Genomic DNA, 26,022 nt, shown 5'->3' with positions numbered 1-26,022 from the left:
CGTGCGCGCGTTCCTAGAGTGGGGGCATGTCAGAGACGACCACCAACCCGCTGGACGACCCTGCCGCCGACCCCTTCGAGGTCGCTGAGCAGGCGGCTCGCGACCTCGCCCAGATCACCGGGGTCGAGCGTCACGACATCGCACTCACTCTCGGCAGCGGCTGGGGCAAGGCCGCGGAGCTCATCGGCGAGACGACCGCGGTCTTTCCCGCGACGCAGGTGACGGGCTTCACCGCGCCCGCGCTGGTGGGGCACGTGGGCACCCTCCGCAGTGTGGTGACGCCGAGGGGGAAACGCGTCCTCGTCATCGGGGCGCGCACCCATTTCTATGAGGGCCACGGTCCTCGCCGCGTCGTCCACAGCGTTCGCACGGCAGCCGCCGCAGGAGCGAAGATCATGGTCCTCACGAACGGCGCAGGGGGTATAAAGCCCACCTGGAAGCCCGGCCTGCCGGTGCTCATCAGCGACCACATCAACCTGACAGGCGCATCTCCGCTCGAGGGGGCGACCTTCATCGATCTGACCGATCTCTACTCGCTGCGGCTGCGCGACCTCGCCCGATCGATCGACCGGTCGCTCGACGAGGGCGTCTACTGCCAGTTCCGCGGGCCCCAGTACGAGACGCCGGCCGAGGTGAGGATGGCCAAGGCCATCGGCGGCCACATCGCCGGCATGTCGACCGCGCTCGAGGCGATCGCCGCCCGACAGTCCGGCATGGAGGTCCTGGGCTTCTCGCTCATCACGAACATGGCGGCCGGCATCCAGACCACTCCGCTCAGCCATCAGGAGGTGCTCGAAGCGGGCCGCGAAGCCGAACCCGTGATCTCTTCGCTGCTCGCTCGCGTGATCGGGGCGATGTGAGCGGGGGGGATGCCGCGACCACGGCAGACGCGAACCTCGAGGCGGCGCGGGCCTGGGTCGCCCAGGATCCGGACGGCGAGACCCGCACCCAGCTGCGCGCGATCATCGACGCCGCGGAGTCCGGCGACGAGGAAGCGGCGGCCGACCTCGCCGAGCGCTTCGGCACGCGCCTCGCCTTCGGCACGGCGGGGCTGCGCGGTGAGCTCGGCCCAGGCAGCAACCGGATGAACCGCGTGCTGGTGGCGCAGGCCGCGGCCGGGCTCGCGGCGTACCTGCTCGACAGAGCCTCGGTGGATGCCGCGGCCCCGGGCGCGGCGGTGACTCCCGCCGTCGTCGTGGGCTATGACGGACGACGCAACTCGCAGGTGTTCGCGCACGACTCGGCCGAGCTCTTCGCCGGGGCGGGGCTGCGTGCGATCCTGCTGCCACGCCTGCTGCCGACGCCGGTGCTCGCGTTCGCGGTGCGCCATCTCGGCGCCGCGGCGGGGGTCATGGTCACGGCCAGCCACAACCCGCCGAACGACAACGGCTACAAGGTCTACCTGGGGGGGCCCGAGCAGGGGGCGCAGATCGTGCCGCCCGCCGATGCCGAGATCGCCGCCCACATCCAGCGCGTCGCCGACCAGGACGACATCACGGCGCTGCCGCGCTCGCTCGGCTACGAGATCGCACCGGAGTCGCTGATCGACGCGTACATCGCCGAGACGGCCGCGGTCGCCCCGGCGCCGGAAGGCGCCGACGGGCTGCGCTGGGTGTACACCGCGATGCACGGGGTCGGATGGGAGACGCTCTCGCGCGTCCTCGAGGTCGCCGGTTATCCCGCTCCCGAGCCGGTCGCTGCGCAGCTGGATCCCGACGGCGCGTTCCCGACGGTGGCCTTCCCGAATCCCGAGGAGCCCGGCGCGATGGATCTCGCGTTCGAGTCGGCGCGCGCCGCCGGTGCCGAGCTGATCATCGCGAACGATCCCGACGCCGACCGCCTCGCGGTCGCGGTTCCGGATGCCGGAGCCGAGGGCGGCTGGCGACGGCTCAGCGGGAATCAGGTCGGACTGCTGCTCGGCTGGCGCTCCGCCCGGCATGCCGCCGAGACCGGTGCTCTGGACGGCGCTTCTCTGGCGTGCTCGCTGGTCTCGTCGCCGGGCCTGCAGACGGTCGCGGAGCATTTCGGACTCGACTTCCACGCGACCCTCACCGGCTTCAAGTGGATCTCGCGCGCACCGGGCCTGGTCTACGGCTTCGAAGAGGCGCTGGGCTATCTCGTGAATCCGGAGACGGTTCGCGACAAGGACGGGCTCTCGGCCGCCGTCGCGATCCTGGGGATGGTCGCCGAGGCGCGAGGGCGCGGCGCGAGCCTGCACGACGTGATGGCCGAGTTCGACGACACCTTCGGGCACTTCGCCAGCGACCAGATCTCGCTGCGGGTCGAGGACGTGTCGGAGATCGGCCGGATCATGGCGGCGCTTCGCGAGCAGCATCCGTCCGCGATCGGCGATGTCGGCGTGGATCGCGTCGACGACCTGCTCGATGGCGTCGACGAGCTGCCGCCCGGCGATGTGCTGCGACTCTGGCTCACCGACGGATCGCGCGTCATCGTGCGTCCCAGCGGGACCGAGCCGAAGCTCAAGGTCTACCTCGACGTGCGGGCGGACTCGACCGAGGATGCGGCGGCTCGCATCCGGGCCCTCGGCACGGGTGTCCGCGCGCTGCTGGCCGAGCGCAGCTGAGCTTCCCCGCCTTCCCGCAGAAGAGGTGGAGGTGGACTTCGCGATATATCGCGAAGTGCTTCGTTCTGTGCTACCTTCGTGCTCGCGATATATCGCGAGTTGGACTTCGGCGATGCCGCCGAAGCACGAGGACCCGAGGACGAGTCATGGCAAGCGCGGAGAGTGCCCCGTATCGGGATGCCGGGGCTGCGGCATCCCTCACCCCGGACAATGAGTCGATGGATGACGGTTCCGACCCGCACTGGCTGCGCAAGGTCATCCTGTTCCTGAGCGGACAGACGGTGAGCCTCTTCGGATCACTGCTCGTCTCGTACGCCGTGTTCTGGTACCTCACGATCACGTACCGGTCCGGCGTCATCATGATGCTCGCGGCGGTCTTCGGATTCCTCCCCCAGGCCGTCGTCTCGATCTTCGGCGGGGTGTGGGCCGACCGGCACAGCCGCAAGCTCCTCATCATGGGTGCCGACGGCGCGATCGCCGTGACGACCCTTGCCCTCGCGCTCATCATGATGTCGGGGTACGACGAGGTGTGGCTCATCTTCCTGACGATGGCGCTGCGCTCGGCCGGCGCGGGGATCCAGATGCCCGCGGTGTCGGCGCTCATCCCGCAGATCGCTCCGAAGCGAGCGCTCATCCGGGTGAACGGCATCAACGGATCGATCCAGTCCGCAATGCAGCTGGTGACTCCGGCTGCCGCCGGAGGTCTCTACGCCTGGGCGTCAGCCGCGACCGGCGGCAGCGCGGCATCCATCGTCCCGATCTTCTTCATCGACGTCGTGACCGCCGCGATCGGGGTCGGGCTGCTGGCGCTGATCCCTGTCGGGGCGGTCCGCCGGGCCACGGACGTTCCGACCGGATACTTCGCCGACCTCCTCGACGGGGTGCGCTACGTGATCCACCACGCGTTCGTTCGCTGGCTGCTCGTGGTCTTCGCGATCATCTTCGTCCTGACCGTGGCACCGACCAACCTCACGCCATTGATGCTCGTGCGCTCGTTCGACGCGGGCGCGCAGCAGAACGTCGTCCTGCTCGCAGTGCTCGAGATCGCGTTCAGCATCGGCATGATGCTCGGCGGGGTCGCGGTCGCCTCGCTGTTCGCCGGGCGCAGCCGGATCGCGATGATCGTGGCGTCGTCGCTGGTCTTCGGAGTGCTGGCGATCGGCCTCGGGCTCTCGCCGAACGTGTGGGTGTTCTTCGGCTTCATGTTCGCCATAGGCCTGGCGGTGCCGTTCTTCTCGACCTCGTCGATGACGCTGCTGCAGGAGACGGTCGAACCCGAGCGCCAGGGCCGGGTGTTCGGCTTCGTGGGCATCGTGATGGCGGTGGCGATGCCGTTCGGCATGGTCGTCTTCGGGCCGCTGGCCGATGTCGTGCCGATCGAGCTTCTGCTGGTGGCGGCCGGCATCCTGACCTTCGTCGTCGTCGGGCTCGCCGTGTGGCTGCCCGCCGGCCGCCGGGCCATCGTCGCCGCTCGCGAGGCATCCGCGGCGCACGATCCGTCTGCCGGAGCCGCCGCGGTCGAGTCGCTCATGCAGCGCGAGAATGCCTCGTAGGCTCGACCTGTGCTGCTGACCGAACCTGTGACGCTCGAGAACGCCTTCGTCCGGCTGGAGCCGCTTGCCGTCGAGCACGCGGATGCTCTCGCCGAGGCCGCGGTCGGCCTGGAGCACGCGTGGTACACCTCGGTGCCGACGGGCGCTGGGGTGCCCGCCGAGATCGCCCGGCGGCTCGCCTGGCAGGCCGAAGGCTCGATGAATCCCTGGGCGATACGTCGACTGGACATCGACCGGATCGTCGGGATGACGACCTACTGCAACATCGACCAGCCGAACCGCCACGTAGAGATCGGACACACGTGGCTCGCCGTCGAGGCGCAGCGCACCGCCGTCAACACCGCCGCGAAGCTGCTTCTGCTCGCCTACGCGTTCGACGAGTGCGACGCCATCGCGGTGGAGCTGCGCACGCACTGGCACAACCGCCAGTCGCGGGAGGCGATCGCGCGGCTCGGCGCGAAGCAGGACGGCGTGCTTCGCAACCACCGGATCGGCACTGACGGCACGCTGCGCGACACCGTGGTGTTCTCGATCCTGCCCCACGAGTGGCCCGCCGTGCGGCTCGGCCTCCAGGAGCGGCTGGCGCGCGGGTGAGGCTCTCTGTGGGTGGTCGGGTCGGATCCCCTGCCCGGTAGGGTTTGGGGCGCCGATGGTCCGTTGGGTCGTATCAGCCACGCCCCAACGGACCGATGACGCCCCAAACCTGGTTGCGGGACGACCCGGCCGCTCGCGCCCCCTTCGACGACCCGGCCGCTTGTATCCCTTCCCGCCCGGGTTTGGGGCGCCTTTGGTCCGTCGGGGCGCATCAGCAGCGCCCCAACGGACCGGACACGCCCCAACGGTGTTCCGGACCCGACGCACGGCGGGACCGGTGGCTCCTCCCCAGCGCGAGGGACAGCGCAGTTCGCCTCGGATGCGGTGAACTGCCGTCTCCGATCACGACGACTGCGACACACTCGCGCGTATGGATCCCGAGTTGCAGATGTATCGCCGGGATGAGCTGGTCGCAAAGGGCGGCTCGCAGCGCGGCATCCGCTCGCAAGTCGCCGCCGGCGACCTGGTGCGTTTGCGACCCGGTGTGTTCGTTCGGTGGAAGGACTGGAAGCAGGCTAAGCCCGAGAAGCGCATCGTCGCGCGTGCCCGCGCGCTCGCGTCCGTTTCTGCCAACCGGCCCGTGTTCTCGCACGAGACCGCGGCCGCCATCCACGGATTGGCGCTGTTTCGTCCCGGCACCGATCGCGTCCACACCATCGTGCCCGTCGAGCGACCCGGCGCGGCACTGGGCGTCATCCGTCATCGTGGGGAACTCGGCCATGACATCGTCGAGATCGATGGAATGCTGTGCACCAACCTCGCTCGAACCGTCGCGGACACCGCACGGACCATGACCTTCGAGCAGGCAGTCACGATCGCGGACGGCGCGCTGCGACTCGAGTGTGTTCCCGGGTCCGGCGAATACGACCTCGAACGCGCCGCCGCGTTCGGCCGGACCGCGCGAGAAGTGGCCAAGCGGTCGGCCCACGGCATCGCTAGGGCGGGTCGCGTACTCGACTTCGCCGATGGTCGCGCCCAGCTGCCGGGCGAGACGATCAGCCGCATCCGCCTGCGCGAGCTCGGCTTTCGTCGTGTGGCGTTGCAAGTGCTCGTTCCGGGTCCGAACGGCTCGGCCTACTACGTCGATTTCGAGTTCGAGGAGACCCTGACACTGGCCGAGTTCGACGGAACGATCAAGTACATCGACGGCAAGATGCTCGATGGGCGAACCACCGCCGACGTCTTCGACCGAGAGAAGCAGCGCGAGGACTGGATCCGAGGTCGCACGCAGCGCCGCTTCGTCCGCTGGGGATGGCCGCACGTCACGACGGCAGCCGTGCTGGGCCGGCGACTCGCGGCGTTCGGCATCGCCCCTCCTCGCTGAGCGGCCCCCTCCCGTCGTTCGGGGCGGATTCGGTCCGTTGGGGCGGGGACGTCCTGCCCCAAAGGACAGGACCCGCCCCGAACCGAGCCTCGCCGCGCGCGGGGGCCGAAGGCCCGGGGCTGGAGGCCCGGGGCTGGAGGCCGAGGAGCTCGAGGCCGAGGGCCGAAACCCGGGAGTCGAGTCGGGAGCCGCTGCCCGAAACCGATCTGATGGGCCGAACGCGCCGTACGGGGCGGATTCTGTCCGTTGGGGCGTAGACATCCCCCCCCCCCAACGGACAGGACCCGCCCCAAACCCAGCCGCAAGGCACGGGCGCCGGAGACCCGAGGTCTGAGGCCGAGGCCCGAATGCCGGAAGCCCGAGCGGCCCAGACCTCGAAGCCCGAGAGCAGGCCTGGAGAGTCAAGGCCCCCGCCCCCTGCCTTCCAGCGCCCCGGAGCCCGCCGTTCGGGGCGGATGCGGTCCGTTGGGGCGCGGAACTCACGCCCCAACGGACGGGATCCGCCCCGAACCCGCCTACGGGCCCCAACGGACGAGACCCGCCCCGAACCCCGCCCCAAGGGCCCCCCGCCCCAAGGGCCCGACCCTCGAGCCGGCGCGACGCGCGGATGCCGCGGCTCAGCCGTCGATCACGGCCACGAGCTCATCGAGGAAACCGCCGAAGTCAGTGGCTCGCCGCACGATGCGCTGCACGCTGTCGCGCTCCGAGAAGACCTCGACGAACTGCTCGAACACCGTCTGGAACGCCTCGCGGTCGGTCTCCGAGAAGGCGACCAGCGCGACCACCTGGACGCGTCCGCCGCCCCACGGGATCGACGGATCCGCGATCCCGATGGCGATGGCCGTACGCGTGGCGGTCATCTCGAGGGCGTGGGGCACGGCGAGGGCATCCGTGAACGCCGTGGACGACATCCGCTCGCGCTGGATGGCGCGCTCGACGTAGTCCTCGTCGATCACGCCGCTCGCCACGAGCGAGGACCCGAGCCGGCGGATCACGACCTCCTCGACTCCCGTACCACCGGCGCCGGCGCCGGCGTCGGCGGTGTCCAGACCCCGGACGAACGCGGATGCGTCGAAGTAGCGCTCGAGCTCGGCACGCAGCCGCGCCAGCCGTCGCGCACGGCGGATGCGCGCCGCTGCCGCCTGCACGTGCTCGATGTCGGCTCCGGTGAGGAAGGGCTGGATCTTCACGATGCGATCCCCCGGAACGGGCGGGTCGATCGTGGTGAGCACCAGGTCGGTGTCGATCGACGTCCAGTCGGGGTCGATCCGGGTCTCGACGCCGACGACCTCGATCGCCTGGCCGAGCGAGCGGTCCACACTCGAACGCAGCAGCTCGTGCAGGTCGTAATAGCCCGGGCAGACGATCGTCGCCGTCAGCAGCTGGTCGGCGTGGCGGCTGCGCTCCAGCCGTCCGCCGACGTGCATGGCGATGTACGCGATCTCATCGTCCGGGAGCGGGATGCCGAGCCGCTCCTGCAGGCGGCTCGCCACGAACACCGCCACCTCGAAGATCATCGGGTACGTCGACTTGAGGGAGCGGGTAAGCGGGTTGCGCGACCACGCCTGCTCGCGGGCCCGGTGCTGCAGGTTCTGCACGTGCAGCGCTAGGCGCATGATGAAGTCCTCGTACACGATGTCGACGAGGAACTCCGCGGCGGCGGTCTCGACGACCTCCCGGACGGTCGCCTCGACGTCGGCGTCCAGCCGCGCCCTCGCGTGGTCGACCGGTGTCTGATCGCCCGGGGCGACCACGCGGGTGAGGACGAGCGTCGCGAGGTGCTGAAGGTCGCCGGGTCCGAGCTCGACGCCGAGGTGGCGCTGCGCGAGCTGCGCGATGATCGACGCGACCTCCTGCTGAGCGGGTCGGTACTCCGTCACCGCCGCGTCCAGTCCGCGATTCTGCGCCACCCGGTCCGCGGCGATCGCGATATGCATCACGACGTCGCCGATCCCGATCTCGTTCACGAAGTATCCGAGCGCTCCGAGCTCGGCGACGAGGTCCGTCTTGAACGGTCCGAAGGCCGCCGCCCCGACCGAGCCCTCGCCGAGCGTGCGGCGCAGGGCCACCAGGTCGAAGGATCCGGCATCCATCTCATCGTGGGCGAGCCTGCTCAGCAGGCGCCGCTGTGCCATCTCGGTGCCGCGCAGCCGAGCGCGCGACGCCGAGCGCTCGAGGGTGAGCTCGGTGCCGCCGAGGAGGCCGCGCACCCGGGCGAGGTCCGCGTCGAGGGTCGCCGCGCTCACGTGCAGCGCATCGGCCGTCTCGAACACGTCGATCCCGTCTGGTGCGTCCAGCAGGGCCCGGACCAGCCGGTGCAGGCGATCACGCGGGGTCCCGGCATCCGTTCCCGATGCGCGCAGCGCGGACGCCGCGTCCGCGCCCGCGCGGTAGCCCTGCGACCCCGATTCGACGGCGGCACCCGACGGCACTCGGGCATTCAGGGCGGTGACATAGGAGCGGATGCTGCGCGGCGTCACGCCGAGCGCGTCGGCCAGCGTGGCGGCCGTGGCCCAGTCCCCCTCGCGCACCAGCAGCGCCAGGAGTCGGTCCTGTCTCGCTCGTGTCACGGGCGTTCCTCATGCAATGCCGCAGCCTCCCGGTCGCCGTGGCCGGGTAGGTGCCAGTCAATCACGCGGCGGATCGACGAGGGCCGACGACGCCCCCGTGACGCGGGCCGGACCCGATTTCCGCCCCCGCGGAAACAAGGGTGGTTGTCCGCTCCCAGCGATTTCACAAGAATGGCGGAAAGGAAGGCGGATCGATGAGGATCCTGGTGGTCTGCGGTGCGGGTGCTTCGAGCACGTTCGTCGCGCAGCGCGTGCGGCACGCCGCCCACGACCAGGGCCTCGACTACTCCGCCTTCGCGGGCACCGAGAAGTCGCTCCCCATCGACCTCGATGCCGCTGACGTGGTCCTCGTCGGGCCCCACCTCGCGCACGCGCTCGAGCGCATCGAGAGGGACGCGGAGCTTCGCGGGACGACGGTGGTGCTGCTGCCATCCGACATCTTCACCGACATGGATGGCACGCGGACGCTCGCGCTGATCCGCGACGCGGTCGGAGGACCCGGGGGGATCACTCCGGCCGCGGGCGGCGCACCACCGACTTGACCGGTACGGCGACGATCGCCGCCGACAGACAGACGACAGAGAGAGGTCACACGATGCCCGCCATCTCACGGACGGTCCGGATCGGCTCCGCCCACGGCCTGCACGCGCGCCCCGCGAAGCTGTTCGCGCAGGCGGCGAAGGATGCCGGCATCCCCGTCACGGTCGCGAAGGACGCCGGCAGCCCGGTCAACGCGGCCAGCATCCTCGGCGTGATCGCCCTCGGCGTGGAGCAGGGCGACTACGTGACGCTCACCGCGGACGGCGACGACGCGGAACGCGTGCTCGACACCCTTGCCGAGCTCCTCACGACCGACCACGATGCGGAGTAGACCATGTCAGAACTGCGTGGAGTAGGGATCGGCCTCGGGGTCGCCCAGGGACCGATCGCCCGCATGGCCGAGCCTCTGCCGGCGCCGAGCGATGCACCGAGCGCACTCACGGCCGATGACGAGAAGGCCCGCGTGAGCGCGGCGGTCTCCGCGGTCGCGCGTGAACTCGAGGAGCGCGGCGCACAGGCCGGCGGCGCTGCCCGGGACGTGCTCGAGGCGCAGGCGATGATGGCCGAGGATCCCTCTCTCGCCGACGAGGTCGCCGCACGCCTGGCCCAGGGACGCACCGGGGAGTGGGCCGTGTACGACGCGTTCGCGTCCTTCCGCGACCAGCTCACCGCGCTCGGCGGCTATCTCGGCGAGCGCGCCGCGGACCTCGACGATGTGGCGCAGCGCGTGATCGCGCGGCTGCGCGGCGTGCCCGCTCCTGGGGTGCCCGACCCCGGGCATCCCTTCGTGCTGGTCGCGAAGGACCTCGCCCCGGCCGACACAGCGCTGCTGGACCTCGACAAAGTGCTCGCGCTGGTCACGACGGAGGGCGGGCCCACCTCGCACACCGCCATCCTGGCGCGGGAGAAGTCGATCGTCGCCGTGGTCGGCGTGGCGGCCGCGAAGGACCTCGCCGAAGGCGAGGTGGTGATCGTGGATGCCGCCGCCGGGGTGATCACGACCGAGCCGACGGACGAAGAACTCGAGCGCGCGCGGAACCGCGCCGAGGCACGCGCGTCCGCGGCATCCGCCCCCATCACGGACGGCGCGCTCGCGGACGGGACACCGGTGCCGCTGCTGGCGAACCTCGGCAAGCCCGGCGGCGCCGGCGAGGCCGTCGCGCTCGGCGCGGAAGGCGTAGGGCTGTTCCGTACGGAGTTCCTGTTCCTGAGCTCGTCGAGCGCACCGACCGTGGAGCAGCAGCGCGAGGCGTACACCGAGCTGCTCTCGGCGTTCCCGGGCAGGAAAGTCGTCGTGCGCGTGCTCGATGCCGGCGCCGACAAGCCCCTGGCCTTCCTCAACGACGCGCACGAAGAGAACCCGGCTCTGGGCCTCCGCGGCATCCGCGCCTTGCGAGCGAGTGAGGACATCCTCCGCGAGCAGCTCACCGCGCTCGCCGAGGCGCACGAGGCGACCAGGCAGAGCTCCGCCGGGCCCGCCGACCTATGGGTGATGGCGCCGATGATCGCCACCGTCGAGGAGACGGTGTACTTCACCGACCTGGCGAGGGACTACGGCATCCGCACCGCCGGTGTCATGGTCGAAGTGCCCTCGTCGGCGCTGCTCGCGGACCGCATCCTCGAGAGCGCGGACTTCGCGTCGATCGGAACGAACGACCTCACGCAGTACACCCTGGCCGCCGACCGGCTGCTCGGCTCGGTGGCCTCGTTCCAGGATCCCTGGCATCCGGCCGTCCTGCGGCTCATCCGCGAGGTGGGCGACGCCGGGCGGATGCACGGGAAGCCGGTGGGCATCTGCGGCGAGGCCGCCGCAGATCCGCTGCTCGCCGTCGTCCTCGTCGGGCTCGGAGCCACGAGCCTGTCGATGGCCCCCACCGCGCTCGCCGACGTGCGGGCGTCCCTTCTGCAGTACTCGATCGATGACGCACGAGTCATCGCCGGGGCTGCACTCGCCGCGACCGACGCGGCGTCCGCCCGAGACGCGGCGCGTGCCGCCGCGTCTCAGAACAATGCAGTCGCGGCGTAAGACCGCGGCACGACTGAAGGAGACTACGCAATGACAACGGCGTCCGCACCCGTCTCGGGTGGCAGCAAGGCGCGAGTCGGAGTCCAGCGCTTCGGCACGTTCCTGTCCGGCATGATCATGCCGAACATCCCCGCGCTCATCGCGTGGGGAATCTTCACCGCATTCTTCATCGATGTCGGGTGGACACCCGTCGCGGCGCTCGCGACGATCGTCTTCCCGTTCATCCACTACCTCCTGCCGATCCTGATCGCCTACACCGGCGGCAACATCGTGTATGGGATCCGCGGAGGCGTGGTGGCGGCGATCGGCACCTTCGGCGCGATCGCCGGGTCCGACTACCTCATCGCGCAGTTCAACGAGCAGCTGCTCGCGAGCGACCCGAACGCCAAGCCGCTCGGGTACGTGCACATGTTCATCGGCGCGATGATCATGGCTCCGCTCTGCGCCTACACGATGAAGTGGCTCGACAGCCTCTGGGAGGGCAAGATCCGGGCCGGGTTCGAGATGCTCGTGAACATGTTCTCGGCGGGCATCTGGGGCTTCGCCATGGCGATCCTCGGCTTCTACCCGATCGCGTGGGTGGTCAACGGCATCATGCAGATCTTGAGCAACGCGGTCAACTGGCTCGTCGCGACGAACCTGCTGCCGCTCACGAGCATCATCATCGAGCCGGCGAAGGTCTTCTTCCTCAACAACGCCATCAACCACGGCGTGCTGACCCCGCTCGGCCTGCAGCAGTCGGCCGAACAGGGATCGTCGATCCTGTTCCTGCTCGAGGCGAACCCCGGACCGGGTGTCGGCCTGCTGCTCGCCTTCACGTTCTTCGGGATCGGCGCCGCGCGCGCCTCGGCCCCCGGCGCTGCCGTCATCCAGTTCTTCGGCGGCATCCACGAGGTGTACTTCCCCTACGCGCTGATGAAGCCGATGCTGATCCTCGCACTGATCGGCGGCGGCATGACGGGTGTCACCACGAACATGCTCCTCGGCGGGGCACTGCGGGCACCCGCGGCTCCAGGCAGCATCTTCGCGGTGATCGCCCAGATCGCACCGGGCAAGTACGTCGCGGTCCTGCTGTCGGTGGTCCTCGCGGCAGCGGTGACCTTCATCCTCTCGGCCCTGATCCTCCGCGCGTCGCGCAAGCGCGACCTCGAGGCGATGGCGCTGACGGACGACGCCTTCGGCGCCGCCATCACCCAGACCGAGGCGGCGAAGGGCAAGTCCTCGGACGCGCTCGCCGGCCTCCGCGGCGGCGCGGTTACCGCCGCCGGTGGCGGCATCGCACCCGCGACGGTGACCGAGCGCCAGATCAAGAACATCGTGTTCGCGTGCGACGCCGGCATGGGTTCGTCCGCGATGGGCGCGAGCGTCCTGCGCAACAAGATCAAGAAGGCCGGCATCGATGATGTCACGGTCGTGAACAAGGCGATCGCCGCCTTGGACGGCTCGGCCGACCTGGTCATCACGCAGAACCAGCTGACGGAACGGGCCCGCCAGCAGTCGCCGAACTCGGTGCACGTGTCGGTCGACAACTTCATGAACTCGCCGCGGTACGACGAGGTCGTGGAACTCGTGCGCGACCAGCACGAGGATGGTGCCTAGGCGCTGAGACCGCTGCGGGGTCGGGCAGGCGCGACGCCCCCGACCTCGCAGCCCCGTCGGGGCTGCGAGGTCGCACCGGAACAGCGTCCACACTGCCCCTTCTTCTGGCGGCCCATGGCCGCCAGAAGACCAACTGAACACAGTCTCGGACCCAGGGTTCGCTGGCCGCCGCCGGCGGGCGAACCCTGGGTCCAGTCCCGGCGCACACACCGGCTCCGCAGCATCCACAACACAGAAGGGCGATCGACATGGCACGTGAGGTTCTGACTCTGGGTCAGGTTCGCATCCACTCGGGCGGGGCGACGCGCGAGGAGGCGATGAAGGAGGCCGCAGACATCCTCGAGGCGGCCGGCGCCGTCACGAGCGCCTACTACGACGCGATGCAGCAGCGCGAGAGGACCGTCTCGACCTACATGGGCAGCGAGTTGGCGATCCCGCACGGCACGAACGAGACGAAGGACACCATCCTCGAATCGGCGCTCTCCGTCGTGCGCTACGACGGCGGCGTGGACTGGGGCGGCGAGCCGGTCACCTTCGTCGTGGGAATCGCCGGCAAGGGCGACGAGCACCTCGCGATCCTCTCGCAGATCGCGATCCTGTTCTCGGACGAGGACGACGTCGCGAGGCTCAAGGCCGCGCAGACGCCCGAGGAGCTGTTCGATCTCGTCTCGGCCGCGGGCGTGTCATGAAGGCAGTCCATTTCGGCGCCGGCAACATCGGGCGCGGTTTCGTGGGTCTGCTGCTGCACGAAGGCGGCTACGAGCTCGTCTTCTCGGATGTCGCGGCTCCCCTGGTCGACGCGATCAATGCCGTGTCGCAGTACACCGTCCACGAAGTCGGGGAAGGCGGACACGATCGCGTGGTCACCGGATTCCGGGCGGTCAACAGCGCGACCCACCCCGACGAGATCGTCGAGGAGATCGCGACGGCCAACGTGGTGACCACCGCGGTCGGGCCGACCATCCTCCGGTTCGTGGCACCGCACATCGTGGCAGGGCTCGGTCTGCGCGACCCCGCATCCCCGCCGCTGCAGATCATGGCCTGCGAGAATGCGATCAACGCCACCGATCTGCTGCGCGACGAGGTGAAGACCCTCGCCGCCGAGATGTGGGACGCCCTGGCCGGTCGCGCGGTCTTCGCGAACACTGCCGTGGACCGCATCGTTCCCGCTCAGCCGGCCGGCGCCGGGGTGGACGTGACCGTCGAGCCGTTCTTCGAGTGGGCCATCGAACGGCCGCCGTTCGGCGACGAGCCGCCCAGGATCCCGAGCGCTCACTTCGTCGAGGATCTGGCGCCCTACATCGAGCGGAAGCTCTTCACGGTGAACACCGGCCACGCGACGACCGCCTACTTCGGGGCGGCGGCGGGGGTGGAGAAGATCTCGGATGCCCTCTCCGACCCCGGCATCGCCGCGAAGGTCGCCGCGACCCTCGAAGAGACATCCGCTCTCCTCGGCGCCAAGCACGGCCTCGACCCCGCTCAGCTCGCCGATTACCGTGCCACGATCCTCGCGAGGTTCCGAAACCCGTTGCTGCCCGACACGGTCTGGCGGGTCGGGCGCCAGCCGCTGCGGAAGCTCTCGCGGCATGAGCGGTTCGTCGGGCCCGCCGCCGAGGCCGCCGAGCGCGGGCTCTCGGTCGACGCCCTGGTGGGCGCGATGGCGGCCGCGCTCGCCTTCGACGATCCCGAGGACGAGCAGTCGGTCGACCTGCAGCGGATGCTGCGCGAACAGGATGCCGACACGTTCACCGGGACGGTGACCGGCCTCGAGCCGCAGCATCCGCTGTTCGCCAAGATCAGCACGGTCGTCGCCGCCCGCCAAGCCGAGCTCACGGCGTGACGGCGCCGGAATCCGCGGAGGGAACGGCCGAGGCGCACCCGGCACCTGCGGGCTCCCCCCGGCGCGGTCGCAGGATCGTGGCCTGGGTGTTCGGCGTGCTCGGCGCGATCATCGTGCTCGCCGTCATCGCGCTCGTGGTCTACAGCCAGGTCGGCGTGATGGCGGCCGAGCCCGAGCCGCTCGCGGCCATGCGAGCCGACCCTGCCATCCACATCGTCGACGACTCGGCGGCGATCGTGCTGACGCCGGCATCGGGCGCGAACGGCGACGGACTCGTCTTCTACCCGGGTGCGAAGGTCGACCCCTGGGCCTACGCGGCCAAGCTGTCGGGTCTCGTCGCCGAGGGCGCCACAGTGGTGATCGTGAAGCCCTGGCTCAACCTGGCGCTGTTCGATCTGCGACCGGTGTCGACGTTCACTGCGCTGGCACCGGAGGTGGACCAGTGGGCGGTGGGCGGCCACTCGCTCGGCGGAGTCAAGGCCTGCCAGGTCGCGGGCGACGTCGGCCGGCTCATCCTGTTCGCCTCGTACTGCGCGACCGACATCTCCGGCACACCCATACCGGTTCTCAGCATCGCGGGCAGCGAGGACGGGCTGTCCACGCCGCAGAAGATCGCCGACAACCGCCATCTGCTGCCCGCGGATGCGGACCTCGTCGAGATCGCCGGCGCGAGTCACTCGAGCTTCGGCGACTACGGGCTCCAGCCCGGTGACGGAACCCCCACGATCTCTGATGAGGACATGACCGCACAGATCTCGCATGCCGCCGTGCCCTTCCTCGGCGGCTGACGCTCCCGCCCGCCGAAGCGGGGCGAGGCTCGCGATCGCATGGGCGGCGGGCGACAGTGGTGCTCATGCGCGCCGTCCTGGCACTGTGGACATGAGGTCCCTCAGGGGCCGGGAGGCTTTCAGTTAAGAGCGGCTAACATCGAGAGGTTGTCCGGGCGTGGGGCCTGACACCGAGACGGCTGGGAGAAGCATGGACGAGCACCGGTACGCCGTGATCGGCGCGGGCCCGTCAGGGCTCGCTGCGGCGCGGGCGCTGCAGAAGGCGGGCATCGAGTTCGACGGATTCGAGGCCTCGCGCGGGGTCGGGGGCCTCTGGGACATCGAGAATCCGCGCTCGACGATGTACGAGTCCGCGCACCTCATCTCCTCGCGGACCACGACCGAGTTCACGGAGTTCCCGATGGACTCGGATGCCGACTACCCCAGCCATCGCACCCTGATCGCCTATTTCCGCCAGTACGCGGATCACTTCGGCCTCACCGACAGGTTCCGCTTCCAGACTCGCGTGACGGCGGTGGAGCGACACGCCGACGGCGCGTGGGCGCTTCGCGCCGAGGGTCCTGACGGCCCTATCGAGCGGCGCTACACCGGCGTGATCCTGGCGAACGGCACCCTCGCCGAGCCGAACGTGCCGTCCTTCCGCGGCGAGTTCACCGGGGAGCTCCTGCACACGAGCGCCTACAAGAGCGCGACCCAGCTCACCGGCAAGCGGGTGCTGATCATCGGTGCGGGCAACTCCGGTTGCGACATCGGCGTGGACGCGGTGCACCACGCGGCATCCGTCGACATGAGCGTCCGCCGCGGGTACTACTTCGTGCCCCGCTACCTGTTCGGACGTCCCTCCGACACCCTCAACCAGGGGAAGCCCCTTCCTGCGCGCATCAAGCAGTTCGTCGACACCCGCGTGCTCAAGGCGTTCACGGGCGATCCGGTGAGGTTCGGCTTCCCGAAGCCCGACTACCGGCTGTACGAGTCGCATCCGATCGTCAACACCCTGATGCTCAACCACCTCGGCCAGGGCGATCTCGGCATCCGCGCGGACGTCGACCGCTTCGACGGCACCACCGTCCATTTCCGGGACGGCTCGAGCGGTGAGTACGACATGGTCCTGCTGGCCACCGGGTACACGCTCGACTATCCGTTCGTCGCGCGGTCCGAGCTGAACTGGAGCGGGTACTCTCCGTCGCTGTTCCTCAACATCTTCCCGCCGTCGTTCAACGGGCTGTACGTGATGGGGATGATCGAGGCGTCGGGCATCGGATGGCAGGGTCGTTACGAGCAGGCCGAACTCGTCGCCCGCTACCTCGCGGCGCTCGAGCACCACCCCGAGGCCGCCGCCGCCTTCCGGCGCCGCGTGCTCGAAGACCCGTGGCCGGACCTGACCGGGGGCTACCGATACCTCGGGCTCGAGCGGATGTCGTACTACGTCAACAAGGACGCGTACCGCCGGGCGGTGCGCGTCGCGACGCAGAGCCTGCACACGGAACGCCATGCCGCAGCCCCGGGACACGGCTCAGCACAGCGAACCGCCGATCGGCCGAAACGCACCCGCCGTCCCGCCGCGACCCCGGGAACCGCGTCGTGAACATCGACGTCGTCCTGAACTTCAACCCGGGGACGCTGGTCGGCATCCGCAGTGCCGGTCTCGGACTCGGACTGGTCTTCACATTCTTCGGCGGCCTCGGCGGAATGGCCATCGTCGCCGGCTGGTGGGGCATCTGGGACATCATCGCGGGACTCACGGTCGCCTGGCTGTGGGCACTGCACACCCGGCGCCGGACCGGCTCGTCGAAGGGGGATGCCTCGCGCCGCGTCCTTCGCGCCGGGCGCGCCGACGGCCTAGAGGCGGCGAACTGGACCGCGTCATGATGACGCGCGTCCTCATCACCGGCGGCGCGGGTTTCCTGGGGTCGCACGTGGCCGCCGCGCTCGACGCGCATCCCGACGTCGGGCACATCGTCGCCGCCGATGTGCATATGCCGGCCCGCCGCGTCATCGGCGTCCACTACGCGATCTGCGACGTGACCGAGCCCGACCGGATCGCCCCGCTGCTCGAACAGCACCGGATCGACGTCGTCGTGCATCCCGCGGCGATCGTGAACCCCGGTCGCGACCACGACCGGGAGTATCGCGTCGACGTCGACGGCACGCGCCACGTGCTCGCGGCCTGCGTCGCCGCCGGCGTCCGGCGCATCGTCGTCTCATCCTCGGGCGCCGCGTACGGCTACCACCCCGACAGCCCGCAGTGGCTGCGCGAGACGGACCCGGTCCGCGGCAGCGACGAGTTCCCGTACTCCAAGCACAAGCGCCTCGTGGAGGAGATGCTCGCGGAGTACCGCGAAGAGCATCCCGCGCTCGAGCAGGTGGTGTTCCGGATCGGCACCATCCTCGGACCTACCGTGAAGAACCAGATCACGGCCCTCTGGGACGGGAAGAGCATCCTGGCGATCCGCGGATCGGATTCGCCGTTCGTCTTCATCTGGGTCGATGACGTCGCCGCCGCCATGAGCCGCGCCGCCACCGACGGCCCACCGGGCATCTACAACGTCGCTGGCGACGGGCGCCTGACGGTGCACGAGATCGCCTCTCGGCTCGACAAGCCGGTGCGCACCGTGCCGGCGGGTCTCCTCGCGTTCGCGCTCCGAATCGGACGGATGCTGCACCTCACCGTCCACGGACCCGAGCAGGTCGGGTTCCTCAGGTATCGCCCGGTGCTCGCGAACGACGCCCTGAAGCGCGACTTCGGCTTCATCCCTAGCATGACCTCGCTCGAGGCGTTCGAGGCGTATCTGGACACGCACCCCGGCGTCGCGTGGCGCTGAGCCCCGGCATCCGGGCCTGAGATTCCCGGGTTTGGGGCGCCTGCGGTCCGCGACACCGGGTTTGGGGCGCCCGCGGTCCGCGACACCGGGTTTGGGGCGCCTGGGGTCCGCGACGTCCGGGTTTGGGGCGCGTTACCTCCGGTGGGGCGCAGACCACCCGCCCCAACGGACCGAACACGCCCCGAACCCGAGGAACGAGAGAATGCGGGATGCCGAAACCGGTCTGCAGCACCGGGTTGAGCGCCCATAGTCCCGACCACCGGGCCGCGCACGTGGCCCGCGACCACCGGTTTGGGGCGCCTGTGGTCCGCGACACCGGTGTTGGGGCGCCTGTGGTCCGCGACACCGGTGTTGGGGCGCCTGTGATCCGTTGGGGCGCAGATTGTCCGCCCCAACGGATCGAAGGCGCCCCAGCCCGACGAACGAGAGATTGCGGCATGCCGTGTGCGTCGGTCGCTGGCACCGCGGGTTCGGGCGCCGTGGTCCGCGACACCGGGTTTGGGGCGCCTTTCGTCCGTTGGGGCGCAGACCGTCCGCCCCAACGGACCGAACGCGCCCCAAACCCAACGGACCGAACGCGCCCCGCCCCGACAGACCGACCGCGCCCCACACCCGAGGAACCCGGGCGGGATGCCGGGCGCAGGCCTGCCCGGTCAGTCGCCGAATCCGTCGGCGATGAGGTCGACGAGCTCCTCGCGCTCCTCCACGGGCAGGAACGCACCCGCCGCTGCATTGAGCTGGAACGTCTCGAGGTCGTCGAGGCTGTACTCGAACGTCTCGGCGAGCAGCGCCAGCTCGCGCGTGAGCGACGTGCGGCTCATCGTGCGGTTGTCGACGTTCACCGTCACCGCGAATCCGAGCTGATACAGCAGGTCGAACGGGTGGTCCTCGAGGCTCGTCCCCCAGGCCTTGATCGCGCCGGTCTGCAGGTTCGACGACGGCGACAGCTCGAGCGGGATCTCTCGGTCGCGCACCCACCGGGCCAGGTCGCCGAACTGCACGAGCACCTCTTCCCCCTCGCGCGAGACCACCTCGAGGTCCTCGGCGATCCGGACGCCGTGCCCGAGCCGCAGCGCGCGGCCGTCGATGAGCGCCGAGCGGATCGAGTCGATCCCCGCGGCCTCGCCCGCATGGACGGTCGCCGGGAAGAATTCGGACGCGAGGTAGTCGAACGCGACCTTGTGCCGCGACGGCGGGAACCCGTCCTCCGGCCCCGCGATGTCGAACCCGACCGCGCCGCGGCCGCGCCACCGCACGGCGAGCTCCGCGATCTCGAGCGAGCGGTCGGTGTGGCGCATGGCGCTGATGAGCTGAGCGACCCGGATGTCGCGGCCCGACCGCTCGGCGGCATCCTCCCCTTCTTCGATCCCCTCCTGCACGGCCGCCACCACCTCGTCGAGCGAGAGTCCGCGACTCAGGTGCTGCTCAGGTGCCCAGCGGACCTCGCCGTAGATCACGCCGTCGGACGCCAGGTCCTCCACGAACTCGCGCGCGACACGTGTGAGGCCCTCACGCGTCTGCATGACGGCCGTCGTGAGATCGAAGGTCTTGAGGTACTCGACGAGGGAGCCCGAGTCGCTCTTGTCGGCGAACCAGTCCGCGAGATCTCCGGCATCGCTCTCGGGCACATCGAGCCCGATCTCGTCCCCGAGTTCGATGATCGTGGCCGGGCGCACTCCGCCGTCGAGGTGATCGTGCAGCGACACCTTCGGGAGGCTTCGGATCGAGACGCCGTCAAGCACGGAGTCGCCGGCTTGGTCGATGGGCATGTCGTCCTCCTCGGACGTCGGTGTGGCTTGGCCGCCGGCGGGTGATCTCGCCGCGCGTCGTCGACGCTACCGGATGGGACGGTGTCGGCGTCAGGCGGTGATGCGCTCGAACACGAGCGGAGTCCGGGCGGGAGCGGCCGTGCCGACGTCCCAGGCGCCCTGGAGCGCCTCGAGGGCGCGCTCGAAGCGGGCCTTGTCGTCTCCGACGAGCGTGAAGACCGGCTGCCCTGCCGAGACCGGATCACCCGGCTTCGCGTGCAGGTCGATGCCGGCGGAGTGGATGACGGCATCCTCGGCGCGTGCCCGCCCGGCGCCGAGCCGCCACGCGGCGATCCCGAATGGAAGGGCGTCCATCCGGGTGATCACACCGGAGGCCGACGCCGTCACGGTGTGCGATTCGCGCGGCGCGGGGAGCGCGGCATCCGGATCCCCGTCCTGCGCGCGGATCATCGCTCGCCAGACGTCCATCGCGCGGCCGTCGCGCAGTGCGCCCTCGACGTCGGCGTCCGGCTGACCGGCGAGGGCCAGCATCTCGCGGGCGAGTGCGACCGTGAGCTCGACGATGTCGGCGGGACCGCCCCCGGCGAGGACCTCGATCGACTCGCGCACCTCATTGGCATTGCCGATCGCAAGCCCCAGAGGCGTGTTCATGTCGGTGAGCAGGGCGGTCGTCGCGACGCCCGAGTCGGTCCCGAGGGCCACCATGGTCCGGGCGAGCTCACGCGCACGGTCGACGTCCTGCATGAAGGCGCCCGAGCCGAACTTGACGTCGAGCACCAGCGAGTCGGTGCCCTCGGCGATCTTCTTCGACATGATGCTCGAGGCGATGAGGGGGATCGCCTCGACGGTCCCGGTCACATCGCGCAATGCGTAGAGCTTCTTGTCGGCCGGCGCGAGCCCCGATCCCGCCGCGCAGATCACGGCGCCCACATCGCGCAGCTGTGCGAAGAGCTCGTCGTTGGTCAGGGCGGCGCGCCAGCCCGGGATCGACTCGAGCTTGTCGAGCGTGCCGCCGGTGTGCCCCAGACCGCGCCCCGACAGCTGCGGCACGGCGACGCCGAAGACGGCCACGAGCGGAGCAAGGGGCAGGGTGATCTTGTCGCCGACCCCGCCGGTGGAGTGCTTGTCGACCGTGGGCTTGCCCAGGCCCGCGAAGCCCATCCGCTCGCCTGAAGCGATCATCGCGTCGGTCATCACGCGGATCTCGTCGCGCGACATCCCGTTGAGGAGGACCGCCATCGCGAACGCCGCCATCTGCGCGTCCATCACGTAGCCGCGTGTGTACGCGTCGACCATCCACCGCAGCGCGTCCTCGGGAATGGGCTTCCCGTCGCGCTTCGCGCGAATCACGTCGACCGCGTCGTGCGGCTCGGGTCCCTGAGGCTCTGGAACGGTCACCGCCCGGCCTCCTCCAGATCCCGGGGCCCGAATGCGTCGGGCAGCACCTCGTCGATCGTGCGGATGCCCGACACCGTCTCGAGGAGCATGCCCGGGATGGCGTGCTCGAACAGCAGCTGCCGGCAGCGGCCGCACGGCATGAGAGTCCCGCCCTCGCCATCCACGCACACGAAGGCCACGAGCTTTCCGCCGCCCGACATGAACAGGTCGCTCACGAGCGAGCACTCCGCGCACAGCGTGATGCCGTACGACGCGTTCTCGACGTTGCAGCCCGACACGATGCGCCCGTCCGAGACGAGCGCAGCCGCGCCCACCTTGAATCGCGAGTATGGCGCATACGCGCGCCGCATCGCGTCCGTTGCCACCACGCGCAGCTCATCCCAGTCGATGTCGGTCACAGGTGGCCTTCCTTCGGGGTCGTATCAGGGGGTCTGCGGACCGCGCCTCGCGGCTGGCGCCTCGATTCGCTGCCTCGGCTCGCATCGGCTGTCCATTCACCGCGTCAACCCTTGATGTACGGTTTGCCATCGGCAGCAGGTGCCCGGATCTGTCCCGCGAATCCCGCGACGGCGAGGATCGTGACGACATAGGGCAGCATGAGCATGAACTCGCTCGGGATCGGGGTCTTCAGCACCGTGAGCAGGTTCTGCAGGTTGGTGGCGAAACCGAAGAGGAACGCCGCAAGCGTCGCGCGGATGGGATCCCATCCGCCGAAGATCACGGCTGCCAGGGCGATGAAGCCGAGGCCCGCGGTCATGTCCTTGGTGAATGTCGGCACCGACACGAGTGTGAAATAGGCGCCGCCGATTCCGGCGATCGCACCCGCCAGCAGCAGGTTCCAGAAACGCGTGGGGTTCACCTTGATCCCGACGGTGTCTGCGGCCTGCGGATGCTCACCGACGGCCCGCAGCCGAAGACCCCAGCGGGTGCGGTACAGCGCCCAGGCGACCACGGCGACCGTGACGTACATGAGGTAGACGAGGAATGTCTGGTCGAACAGCACCGGGCCGATCACCGGGATCTCGGAAAGCAGCGGGATCGCGACGGGCCGGAACGGCACCGGGCTGTTGAGCGCGGCCGCGTTCGGCGCGAGCACCGCACTATACAGGAACCCGGTGAGGCCGGAAACGAGCACGTTCAGCACGACACCGACGATGACCTGGTCGACGATGTAGCGGATCGCGAAGGTTGCGAGCACGACGGCGACGAGCATGCCGCCGATCATCGCGCCGACGAGACCTACGAACGGGTTGTGGGTGACGCTGGCCAGGAGGGTCGCGGTGAAGGCGCCCAGGAGGAACTGGCCTTCGATCGCCACGTTCACGACGCCCGCGCGCTCGCCGATGACGCCGCCGAGCGCACCGAACACGAGCGGGACCGCCAGCGAGAGTGAGCCCCCGAGAAGGCCCACCACCGTGATGGTGGCACCCGCGTCGGCACCGGCCCAGGTCAGGAAGGCGAACATCGCGAACAACGAATATGTGATCGGGAGCCACAGCGGGCTGCGTCGGAAGTTCCAGCCATCCCACATCGCCCAGCCTGCGAGCACGACGACGATCGCCCAAGAAATCCAGATGGCGGGCGTGGCCGGAACCGATACGTCGCTGAGCTTGATGAACGCGTTGCCCTCGCTGAGCCGGAAGACTGTGGTCCCGCTGCGAGGTGCGAAGAGGAACAGAATGCCGAGGAGCCCGGCGATGACGAGGAGCGTGATGGGGACCTTCAGGTGCCGCACCTGCACCATCGTGTGCTCGGTCGTGTCACTCGGCACAGTCGATGGGGACAGCGCGGTCATGCGATCACTCCCTTCGCACGGGTGTCATCCCGGGCGGCCTTGCGCGCGGCTCGCGCCCTCTTGCGCGCGGATCGCTCGGAGTCGTCCTTCGGCAGGAAGAAGATCGTCCGCACGAGCGGCGGAGCAGCGATGAACAGCACGATCAGCGACTGGACGACGAGCACGATGTCGACGGGGATCCCCTGGAGAGCCTGCATCGTGTACGAGCCCGCCTTCAGCGCCCCGAACAGGATGCCGGCGAAGAACGTCCCCCAGGCCCGGCTGCGCCCGAGCAGGGCGACCGTGATCGCATCGAAGCCGATCCCGGCGTCGATGTTGCCGTCGAAGCCGCTCGTGATCGTGCCCTGGATCTGGATCATCCCGGCGAGGCCCGCCAGGCCGCCGGCGAACAGCATCGCATAGATGTACACGCGCTGCACGCTGATTCCGGCTGCGCGGGCGGCGTGGGGGTTCTCGCCGACGGCACGCATCCGGAACCCGAGACTCGACCGCTCGATGAGCCACCATACGAAGACGGTGGCCGCCACCACGAAGAGGAACCCGGCATGAAGGAGAGGGAACTGGTCTCCGAACAGAAGCGGGAACCGCGCATTCTCGGGGGTGGGGGACGAGATCGGCTGGTTGGAGCCCGGCTTCTGCAGGATTCCGGGGATGCGCACCATCCACGTGACGAGGTAGAACGCGATGTAGTTGAGCATGATCGTGACGATCACCTCGTGCGCGCCGGTGCGCGCCTTGAGCAGTCCGACGATGCCGCCCCACAGCGCACCTCCCGCGATGCCGGCGAGCAGCGTGATCGGCAGCTGCAGCCACATCGGCAGGTTGAGGTTGAATGTGAGGAGCGCGGCCACGCCGCACGCGATCAGCATCTGGCCGCGGGCGCCGATGTTGAACAGCCCGACGCGGAAGGCGAGTGCGACACCGAGCGCCGCTGCGATGAGCGGCGTTGCGAAGCCGAGCGTGCTGGTGAACGGCTTTATGGCGTCTCCGAAGTTCGCCGCCCCGAAGTTCACGATCGACCCTTGGAAGAGCGCGACGTAGGCGCCCGACACCGAATTCCAGATCGCGACCAACGTATCTGTGGGGCGCGCGAAGAAGTACACCGCCGCCTGCTGCACGGCCGGATCGGTGATCGCGATCAGGATGCCTCCGACGATCATCGCGAGCACCACGGCGAGGATCGTCGTCACGATGTTCCCGCGGAGGATGTCGCGCATGACCAGGTTCTGACGAGGTGGAGGCGGGATGACCTCAGAACCCGAGCCGCTGTCGCTCATGCCGCCGCCTCCCCAGGCTTCTCGCCGGCCATCATCAGGCCGAGCACATCGCGCGGCGTGTCACTGGGGACGATGCCGACGATCGCGCCCCGGAACATCACCACGATGCGGTCGGCCAGCGCGGCGACTTCGTCGAGCTCCGTCGATACGACGACGACGGGAATGCCGCGATCCCGCGTCGCGATGATGCGCTTGTGGATGAACTCGATCGATCCGACATCGACGCCCCTGGTGGGCTGCGACGCCAGAAGAAGCTTCAGCTCGCGGTTGAGCTCGCGGGCGAGGACGACCTTCTGCTGATTGCCGCCGGAAAGCGATCCGGCGGCCTGCCCGGGGCCCTGGGTGCGGATGTCGAACTCCTTGATGCGCTCCCGCGCGAAGGTGTCCAGTCGACTCTGCCGGATGGTTCCCATGCCCGAGAACGCGGAGTCGCTCGACCGGTCCAGGATGAGGTTCTCCGCAACCGACATCGCGGCGACCAGCCCGTCTTCGTTGCGATCCTCGGGAATGAACCCGACACCGGCATCGAGCACCCTGCGAATACTGCGGCCGACCAGCTCGACGTCACCGAGGCGGATCGAGCCGGTGACGTGAGACCCGAGACCCACAATCGCCTCGGCGAGCTCGGTCTGCCCGTTACCCTGCACGCCCGCGATCGCCACGACCTCCCCCGGTCGCACGTCGAATGACACATCATCGACCAGCACGAGGCCGCTGGGTGCGATCACCCGCAGATCGCGGACCTCAAGACCGCCCTCGCCGATGCGCGCAGGCTCCTTGCTAACGGTGAGCTCCACCGCCCGGCCCACCATCATCGCAGCCAGCTGCGCATTCGATGCCTGCGGGTCGGCCTCACCGACCACCTTGCCCAGACGGATGACGGTGATGCGATCGGCAACCGCTCGCACTTCACGCAGCTTGTGGGTGATGAAGACGATCGATGTGCCTTCGTCCCGCAGCTGGCGCATGATCGTCATGAGCTCATCGGTCTCCTGCGGGGTGAGCACCGCGGTCGGCTCGTCGAACACGAGCACCCTGGCATCGCGGGAGAGCGCCTTTATGATCTCCACGCGCTGCTGCACGCCGACGGGAAGATCTCCCACGACGGCATCCGGGTCGACCTCGAACCCGAAGCGATCGGCGACGGCGCGCACGTGCTCGCGGGCTGCTGCAAGGTCGAGTGAACCGAGCGCCTTCGTCTGCTCATGGCCCAGCATGACGTTCTCCGCGACGGTGAACACCGGCACCAGCATGAAGTGCTGATGCACCATGCCGATTCCTGCGGCCATGGCGTCGCCGGGTCCTCGGAAATGCTGCGGCACATCATCGAGAAGGATCTCGCCCTCGTCGGCTTGGTAAAAGCCGTACAGCACGTTCATCAAGGTGGATTTGCCGGCGCCGTTCTCCCCAAGGAGAGCATGGATCTCCCCGGGCTGCACGACCACATCGATGCGATCGTTGGCCACAAGAGACCCGAAACGCTTCGTGATTCCACGGAGCTCGAGCTTCATGTGTGCACCTTATCGAGAATGGGATCGACGGA

At 69.5% G+C, this 26,022-nt stretch carries 22 protein-coding genes; 15 read left to right on the top strand and 7 right to left on the bottom strand.

The genetic code is table 11. From position 1 onward, the window contains the following. Positions 1 to 26: 26 nt before the first annotated feature. From ABD212_RS02400 to ABD212_RS02380, 5 genes are all read left to right on the top strand, one after another. Positions 27 to 860 carry a purine-nucleoside phosphorylase gene (locus ABD212_RS02400; protein WP_344090802.1) on the top strand — a complete coding sequence of 278 codons (834 nt, stop codon included), beginning with the start codon at positions 27 to 29 and terminating at the stop codon, positions 858 to 860. After that, positions 857 to 2,584, top strand: a complete 1,728-nt coding sequence (locus ABD212_RS02395; RefSeq protein ID WP_344090800.1) for a phospho-sugar mutase — start codon at positions 857 to 859, stop codon at positions 2,582 to 2,584. The genes ABD212_RS02400 and ABD212_RS02395 overlap by 4 nt, the downstream gene beginning before the upstream one ends. 146 nt (positions 2,585 to 2,730) lie before the next feature. Then, positions 2,731 to 4,137, top strand: coding sequence for an MFS transporter (locus ABD212_RS02390; RefSeq protein WP_344090798.1), 1,407 nt, complete (start codon positions 2,731 to 2,733; stop codon positions 4,135 to 4,137). A 9-nt stretch (positions 4,138 to 4,146) separates the two neighbouring features. Then, positions 4,147 to 4,731: a GNAT family N-acetyltransferase gene (locus ABD212_RS02385; protein WP_344090797.1), complete on the top strand. Its 585-nt coding sequence runs from the start codon at positions 4,147 to 4,149 to the stop codon at positions 4,729 to 4,731. Between the two features lie 370 nt (positions 4,732 to 5,101). Next, positions 5,102 to 6,055 carry a hypothetical protein gene (locus ABD212_RS02380; protein ID WP_344090795.1) on the top strand — a complete coding sequence of 318 codons (954 nt, stop codon included), beginning with the start codon at positions 5,102 to 5,104 and terminating at the stop codon, positions 6,053 to 6,055. 617 nt (positions 6,056 to 6,672) lie between these two features. On the opposite strand, the gene ABD212_RS02375 is transcribed toward ABD212_RS02380, so the two are convergent. Beyond that, the gene (locus tag ABD212_RS02375; RefSeq protein WP_344090793.1) at positions 6,673 to 8,625 is read right to left on the bottom strand and encodes a BglG family transcription antiterminator; all 1,953 of its coding nucleotides are present in this window, start codon (positions 8,623 to 8,625) and stop codon (positions 6,673 to 6,675) included. 194 nt (positions 8,626 to 8,819) lie between these two features. Between ABD212_RS02375 and ABD212_RS02370 the strand changes: the two genes are divergently transcribed. The 10 genes from ABD212_RS02370 (at position 8,820) to ABD212_RS02325 (ending at position 18,240) form a co-directional block, all read left to right on the top strand. Next, positions 8,820 to 9,167: a PTS sugar transporter subunit IIB gene (locus ABD212_RS02370; RefSeq protein ID WP_344090792.1), complete on the top strand. Its 348-nt coding sequence runs from the start codon at positions 8,820 to 8,822 to the stop codon at positions 9,165 to 9,167. Between the two features lie 53 nt (positions 9,168 to 9,220). After that, positions 9,221 to 9,496, top strand: a complete 276-nt coding sequence (locus tag ABD212_RS02365) for an HPr family phosphocarrier protein (protein WP_344090790.1) — start codon at positions 9,221 to 9,223, stop codon at positions 9,494 to 9,496. Positions 9,497 to 9,499: 3 nt separating this feature from the next. Beyond that, on the top strand, positions 9,500 to 11,191 hold the full coding sequence (gene ptsP / locus ABD212_RS02360) for a phosphoenolpyruvate--protein phosphotransferase (protein WP_344090788.1): 1,692 nt from the start codon (positions 9,500 to 9,502) through the stop codon (positions 11,189 to 11,191). A 30-nt stretch (positions 11,192 to 11,221) separates the two neighbouring features. Beyond that, positions 11,222 to 12,790 carry a PTS mannitol transporter subunit IIBC gene (locus ABD212_RS02355; RefSeq protein ID WP_344090787.1) on the top strand — a complete coding sequence of 523 codons (1,569 nt, stop codon included), beginning with the start codon at positions 11,222 to 11,224 and terminating at the stop codon, positions 12,788 to 12,790. A 248-nt stretch (positions 12,791 to 13,038) separates the two neighbouring features. Next, positions 13,039 to 13,479 carry a PTS mannitol transporter subunit IIA gene (locus ABD212_RS02350; protein WP_344090784.1) on the top strand — a complete coding sequence of 147 codons (441 nt, stop codon included), beginning with the start codon at positions 13,039 to 13,041 and terminating at the stop codon, positions 13,477 to 13,479. Continuing rightward, positions 13,476 to 14,630: a mannitol-1-phosphate 5-dehydrogenase gene (locus tag ABD212_RS02345; RefSeq protein ID WP_344090782.1), complete on the top strand. Its 1,155-nt coding sequence runs from the start codon at positions 13,476 to 13,478 to the stop codon at positions 14,628 to 14,630. Before ABD212_RS02350 ends, ABD212_RS02345 begins: the two co-directional genes overlap by 4 nt. Positions 14,631 to 14,707: 77 nt before the next feature. After that, positions 14,708 to 15,418 (top strand): alpha/beta hydrolase, encoded by a 711-nt coding sequence (locus tag ABD212_RS02340; RefSeq protein ID WP_344090780.1) that lies wholly within the window; start codon positions 14,708 to 14,710, stop codon positions 15,416 to 15,418. Between the two features lie 190 nt (positions 15,419 to 15,608). Next, positions 15,609 to 17,003: a flavin-containing monooxygenase gene (locus ABD212_RS02335; RefSeq protein ID WP_344090778.1), complete on the top strand. Its 1,395-nt coding sequence runs from the start codon at positions 15,609 to 15,611 to the stop codon at positions 17,001 to 17,003. Beyond that, entirely contained in the window at positions 17,000 to 17,287 is a 288-nt protein-coding gene (locus tag ABD212_RS02330) for a hypothetical protein (protein ID WP_344090776.1), read from the top strand. The genes ABD212_RS02335 and ABD212_RS02330 overlap by 4 nt, the downstream gene beginning before the upstream one ends. Further along, a complete protein-coding gene (locus ABD212_RS02325; protein ID WP_344090774.1) occupies positions 17,284 to 18,240 on the top strand; it encodes an SDR family oxidoreductase in 957 nt (318 codons plus the stop codon). Before ABD212_RS02330 ends, ABD212_RS02325 begins: the two co-directional genes overlap by 4 nt. A gap of 653 nt (positions 18,241 to 18,893) precedes the next feature. Here the strand turns inward: ABD212_RS02325 and ABD212_RS02320 are convergent. From ABD212_RS02320 to ABD212_RS02295, 6 genes are all read right to left on the bottom strand, one after another. After that, positions 18,894 to 20,009, bottom strand: coding sequence for an adenosine deaminase (locus tag ABD212_RS02320; protein WP_344090773.1), 1,116 nt, complete (start codon positions 20,007 to 20,009; stop codon positions 18,894 to 18,896). Positions 20,010 to 20,099: 90 nt separating this feature from the next. Further along, positions 20,100 to 21,407, bottom strand: a complete 1,308-nt coding sequence (locus tag ABD212_RS02315) for a thymidine phosphorylase (protein ID WP_344090771.1) — start codon at positions 21,405 to 21,407, stop codon at positions 20,100 to 20,102. Then, positions 21,404 to 21,805, bottom strand: coding sequence for a cytidine deaminase (locus tag ABD212_RS02310; RefSeq protein WP_344090769.1), 402 nt, complete (start codon positions 21,803 to 21,805; stop codon positions 21,404 to 21,406). Before ABD212_RS02310 ends, ABD212_RS02315 begins: the two co-directional genes overlap by 4 nt. Positions 21,806 to 21,909: 104 nt before the next feature. Next, the gene (locus ABD212_RS02305; RefSeq protein ID WP_344090767.1) at positions 21,910 to 23,202 is read right to left on the bottom strand and encodes an ABC transporter permease; all 1,293 of its coding nucleotides are present in this window, start codon (positions 23,200 to 23,202) and stop codon (positions 21,910 to 21,912) included. After that, positions 23,199 to 24,479 carry an ABC transporter permease gene (locus tag ABD212_RS02300; protein WP_344090765.1) on the bottom strand — a complete coding sequence of 427 codons (1,281 nt, stop codon included), beginning with the start codon at positions 24,477 to 24,479 and terminating at the stop codon, positions 23,199 to 23,201. The genes ABD212_RS02305 and ABD212_RS02300 overlap by 4 nt, the downstream gene beginning before the upstream one ends. Next, positions 24,476 to 25,990 carry an ABC transporter ATP-binding protein gene (locus ABD212_RS02295; RefSeq protein ID WP_344090762.1) on the bottom strand — a complete coding sequence of 505 codons (1,515 nt, stop codon included), beginning with the start codon at positions 25,988 to 25,990 and terminating at the stop codon, positions 24,476 to 24,478. Before ABD212_RS02295 ends, ABD212_RS02300 begins: the two co-directional genes overlap by 4 nt. Positions 25,991 to 26,022 lie beyond the last annotated feature (32 nt).

The sequence above is a fragment of the Microbacterium deminutum genome (genome assembly GCF_039530205.1).
GTDB lineage: Bacteria > Actinomycetota > Actinomycetes > Actinomycetales > Microbacteriaceae > Microbacterium > Microbacterium deminutum.
This window is presented reverse-complemented; position numbering and strand designations above follow the sequence as displayed.

What these genes read in the sequence shown, in the direction of transcription:
- ABD212_RS02400 (WP_344090802.1), top strand. Translation starts at nt 27, where the DNA reads ATGTCAGAGACGACCACCAACCCGCTGGACGACCCTGCCGCCGACCCC.
- ABD212_RS02390 (WP_344090798.1), top strand. Translation starts at nt 2,731, where the DNA reads ATGGCAAGCGCGGAGAGTGCCCCGTATCGGGATGCCGGGGCTGCGGCA.
- ABD212_RS02380 (WP_344090795.1), top strand. Translation starts at nt 5,102, where the DNA reads ATGGATCCCGAGTTGCAGATGTATCGCCGGGATGAGCTGGTCGCAAAG.
- ABD212_RS02370 (WP_344090792.1), top strand. Translation starts at nt 8,820, where the DNA reads ATGAGGATCCTGGTGGTCTGCGGTGCGGGTGCTTCGAGCACGTTCGTC.
- ABD212_RS02365 (WP_344090790.1), top strand. Translation starts at nt 9,221, where the DNA reads ATGCCCGCCATCTCACGGACGGTCCGGATCGGCTCCGCCCACGGCCTG.
- ptsP (WP_344090788.1), top strand. Translation starts at nt 9,500, where the DNA reads ATGTCAGAACTGCGTGGAGTAGGGATCGGCCTCGGGGTCGCCCAGGGA.
- ABD212_RS02355 (WP_344090787.1), top strand. Translation starts at nt 11,222, where the DNA reads ATGACAACGGCGTCCGCACCCGTCTCGGGTGGCAGCAAGGCGCGAGTC.
- ABD212_RS02350 (WP_344090784.1), top strand. Translation starts at nt 13,039, where the DNA reads ATGGCACGTGAGGTTCTGACTCTGGGTCAGGTTCGCATCCACTCGGGC.
- ABD212_RS02345 (WP_344090782.1), top strand. Translation starts at nt 13,476, where the DNA reads ATGAAGGCAGTCCATTTCGGCGCCGGCAACATCGGGCGCGGTTTCGTG.
- ABD212_RS02335 (WP_344090778.1), top strand. Translation starts at nt 15,609, where the DNA reads ATGGACGAGCACCGGTACGCCGTGATCGGCGCGGGCCCGTCAGGGCTC.
- ABD212_RS02325 (WP_344090774.1), top strand. Translation starts at nt 17,284, where the DNA reads ATGATGACGCGCGTCCTCATCACCGGCGGCGCGGGTTTCCTGGGGTCG.
- ABD212_RS02320 (WP_344090773.1), bottom strand. Translation starts at nt 20,009, where the DNA reads ATGCCCATCGACCAAGCCGGCGACTCCGTGCTTGACGGCGTCTCGATC.
- ABD212_RS02305 (WP_344090767.1), bottom strand. Translation starts at nt 23,202, where the DNA reads ATGACCGCGCTGTCCCCATCGACTGTGCCGAGTGACACGACCGAGCAC.
- ABD212_RS02300 (WP_344090765.1), bottom strand. Translation starts at nt 24,479, where the DNA reads ATGAGCGACAGCGGCTCGGGTTCTGAGGTCATCCCGCCTCCACCTCGT.
- ABD212_RS02295 (WP_344090762.1), bottom strand. Translation starts at nt 25,990, where the DNA reads ATGAAGCTCGAGCTCCGTGGAATCACGAAGCGTTTCGGGTCTCTTGTG.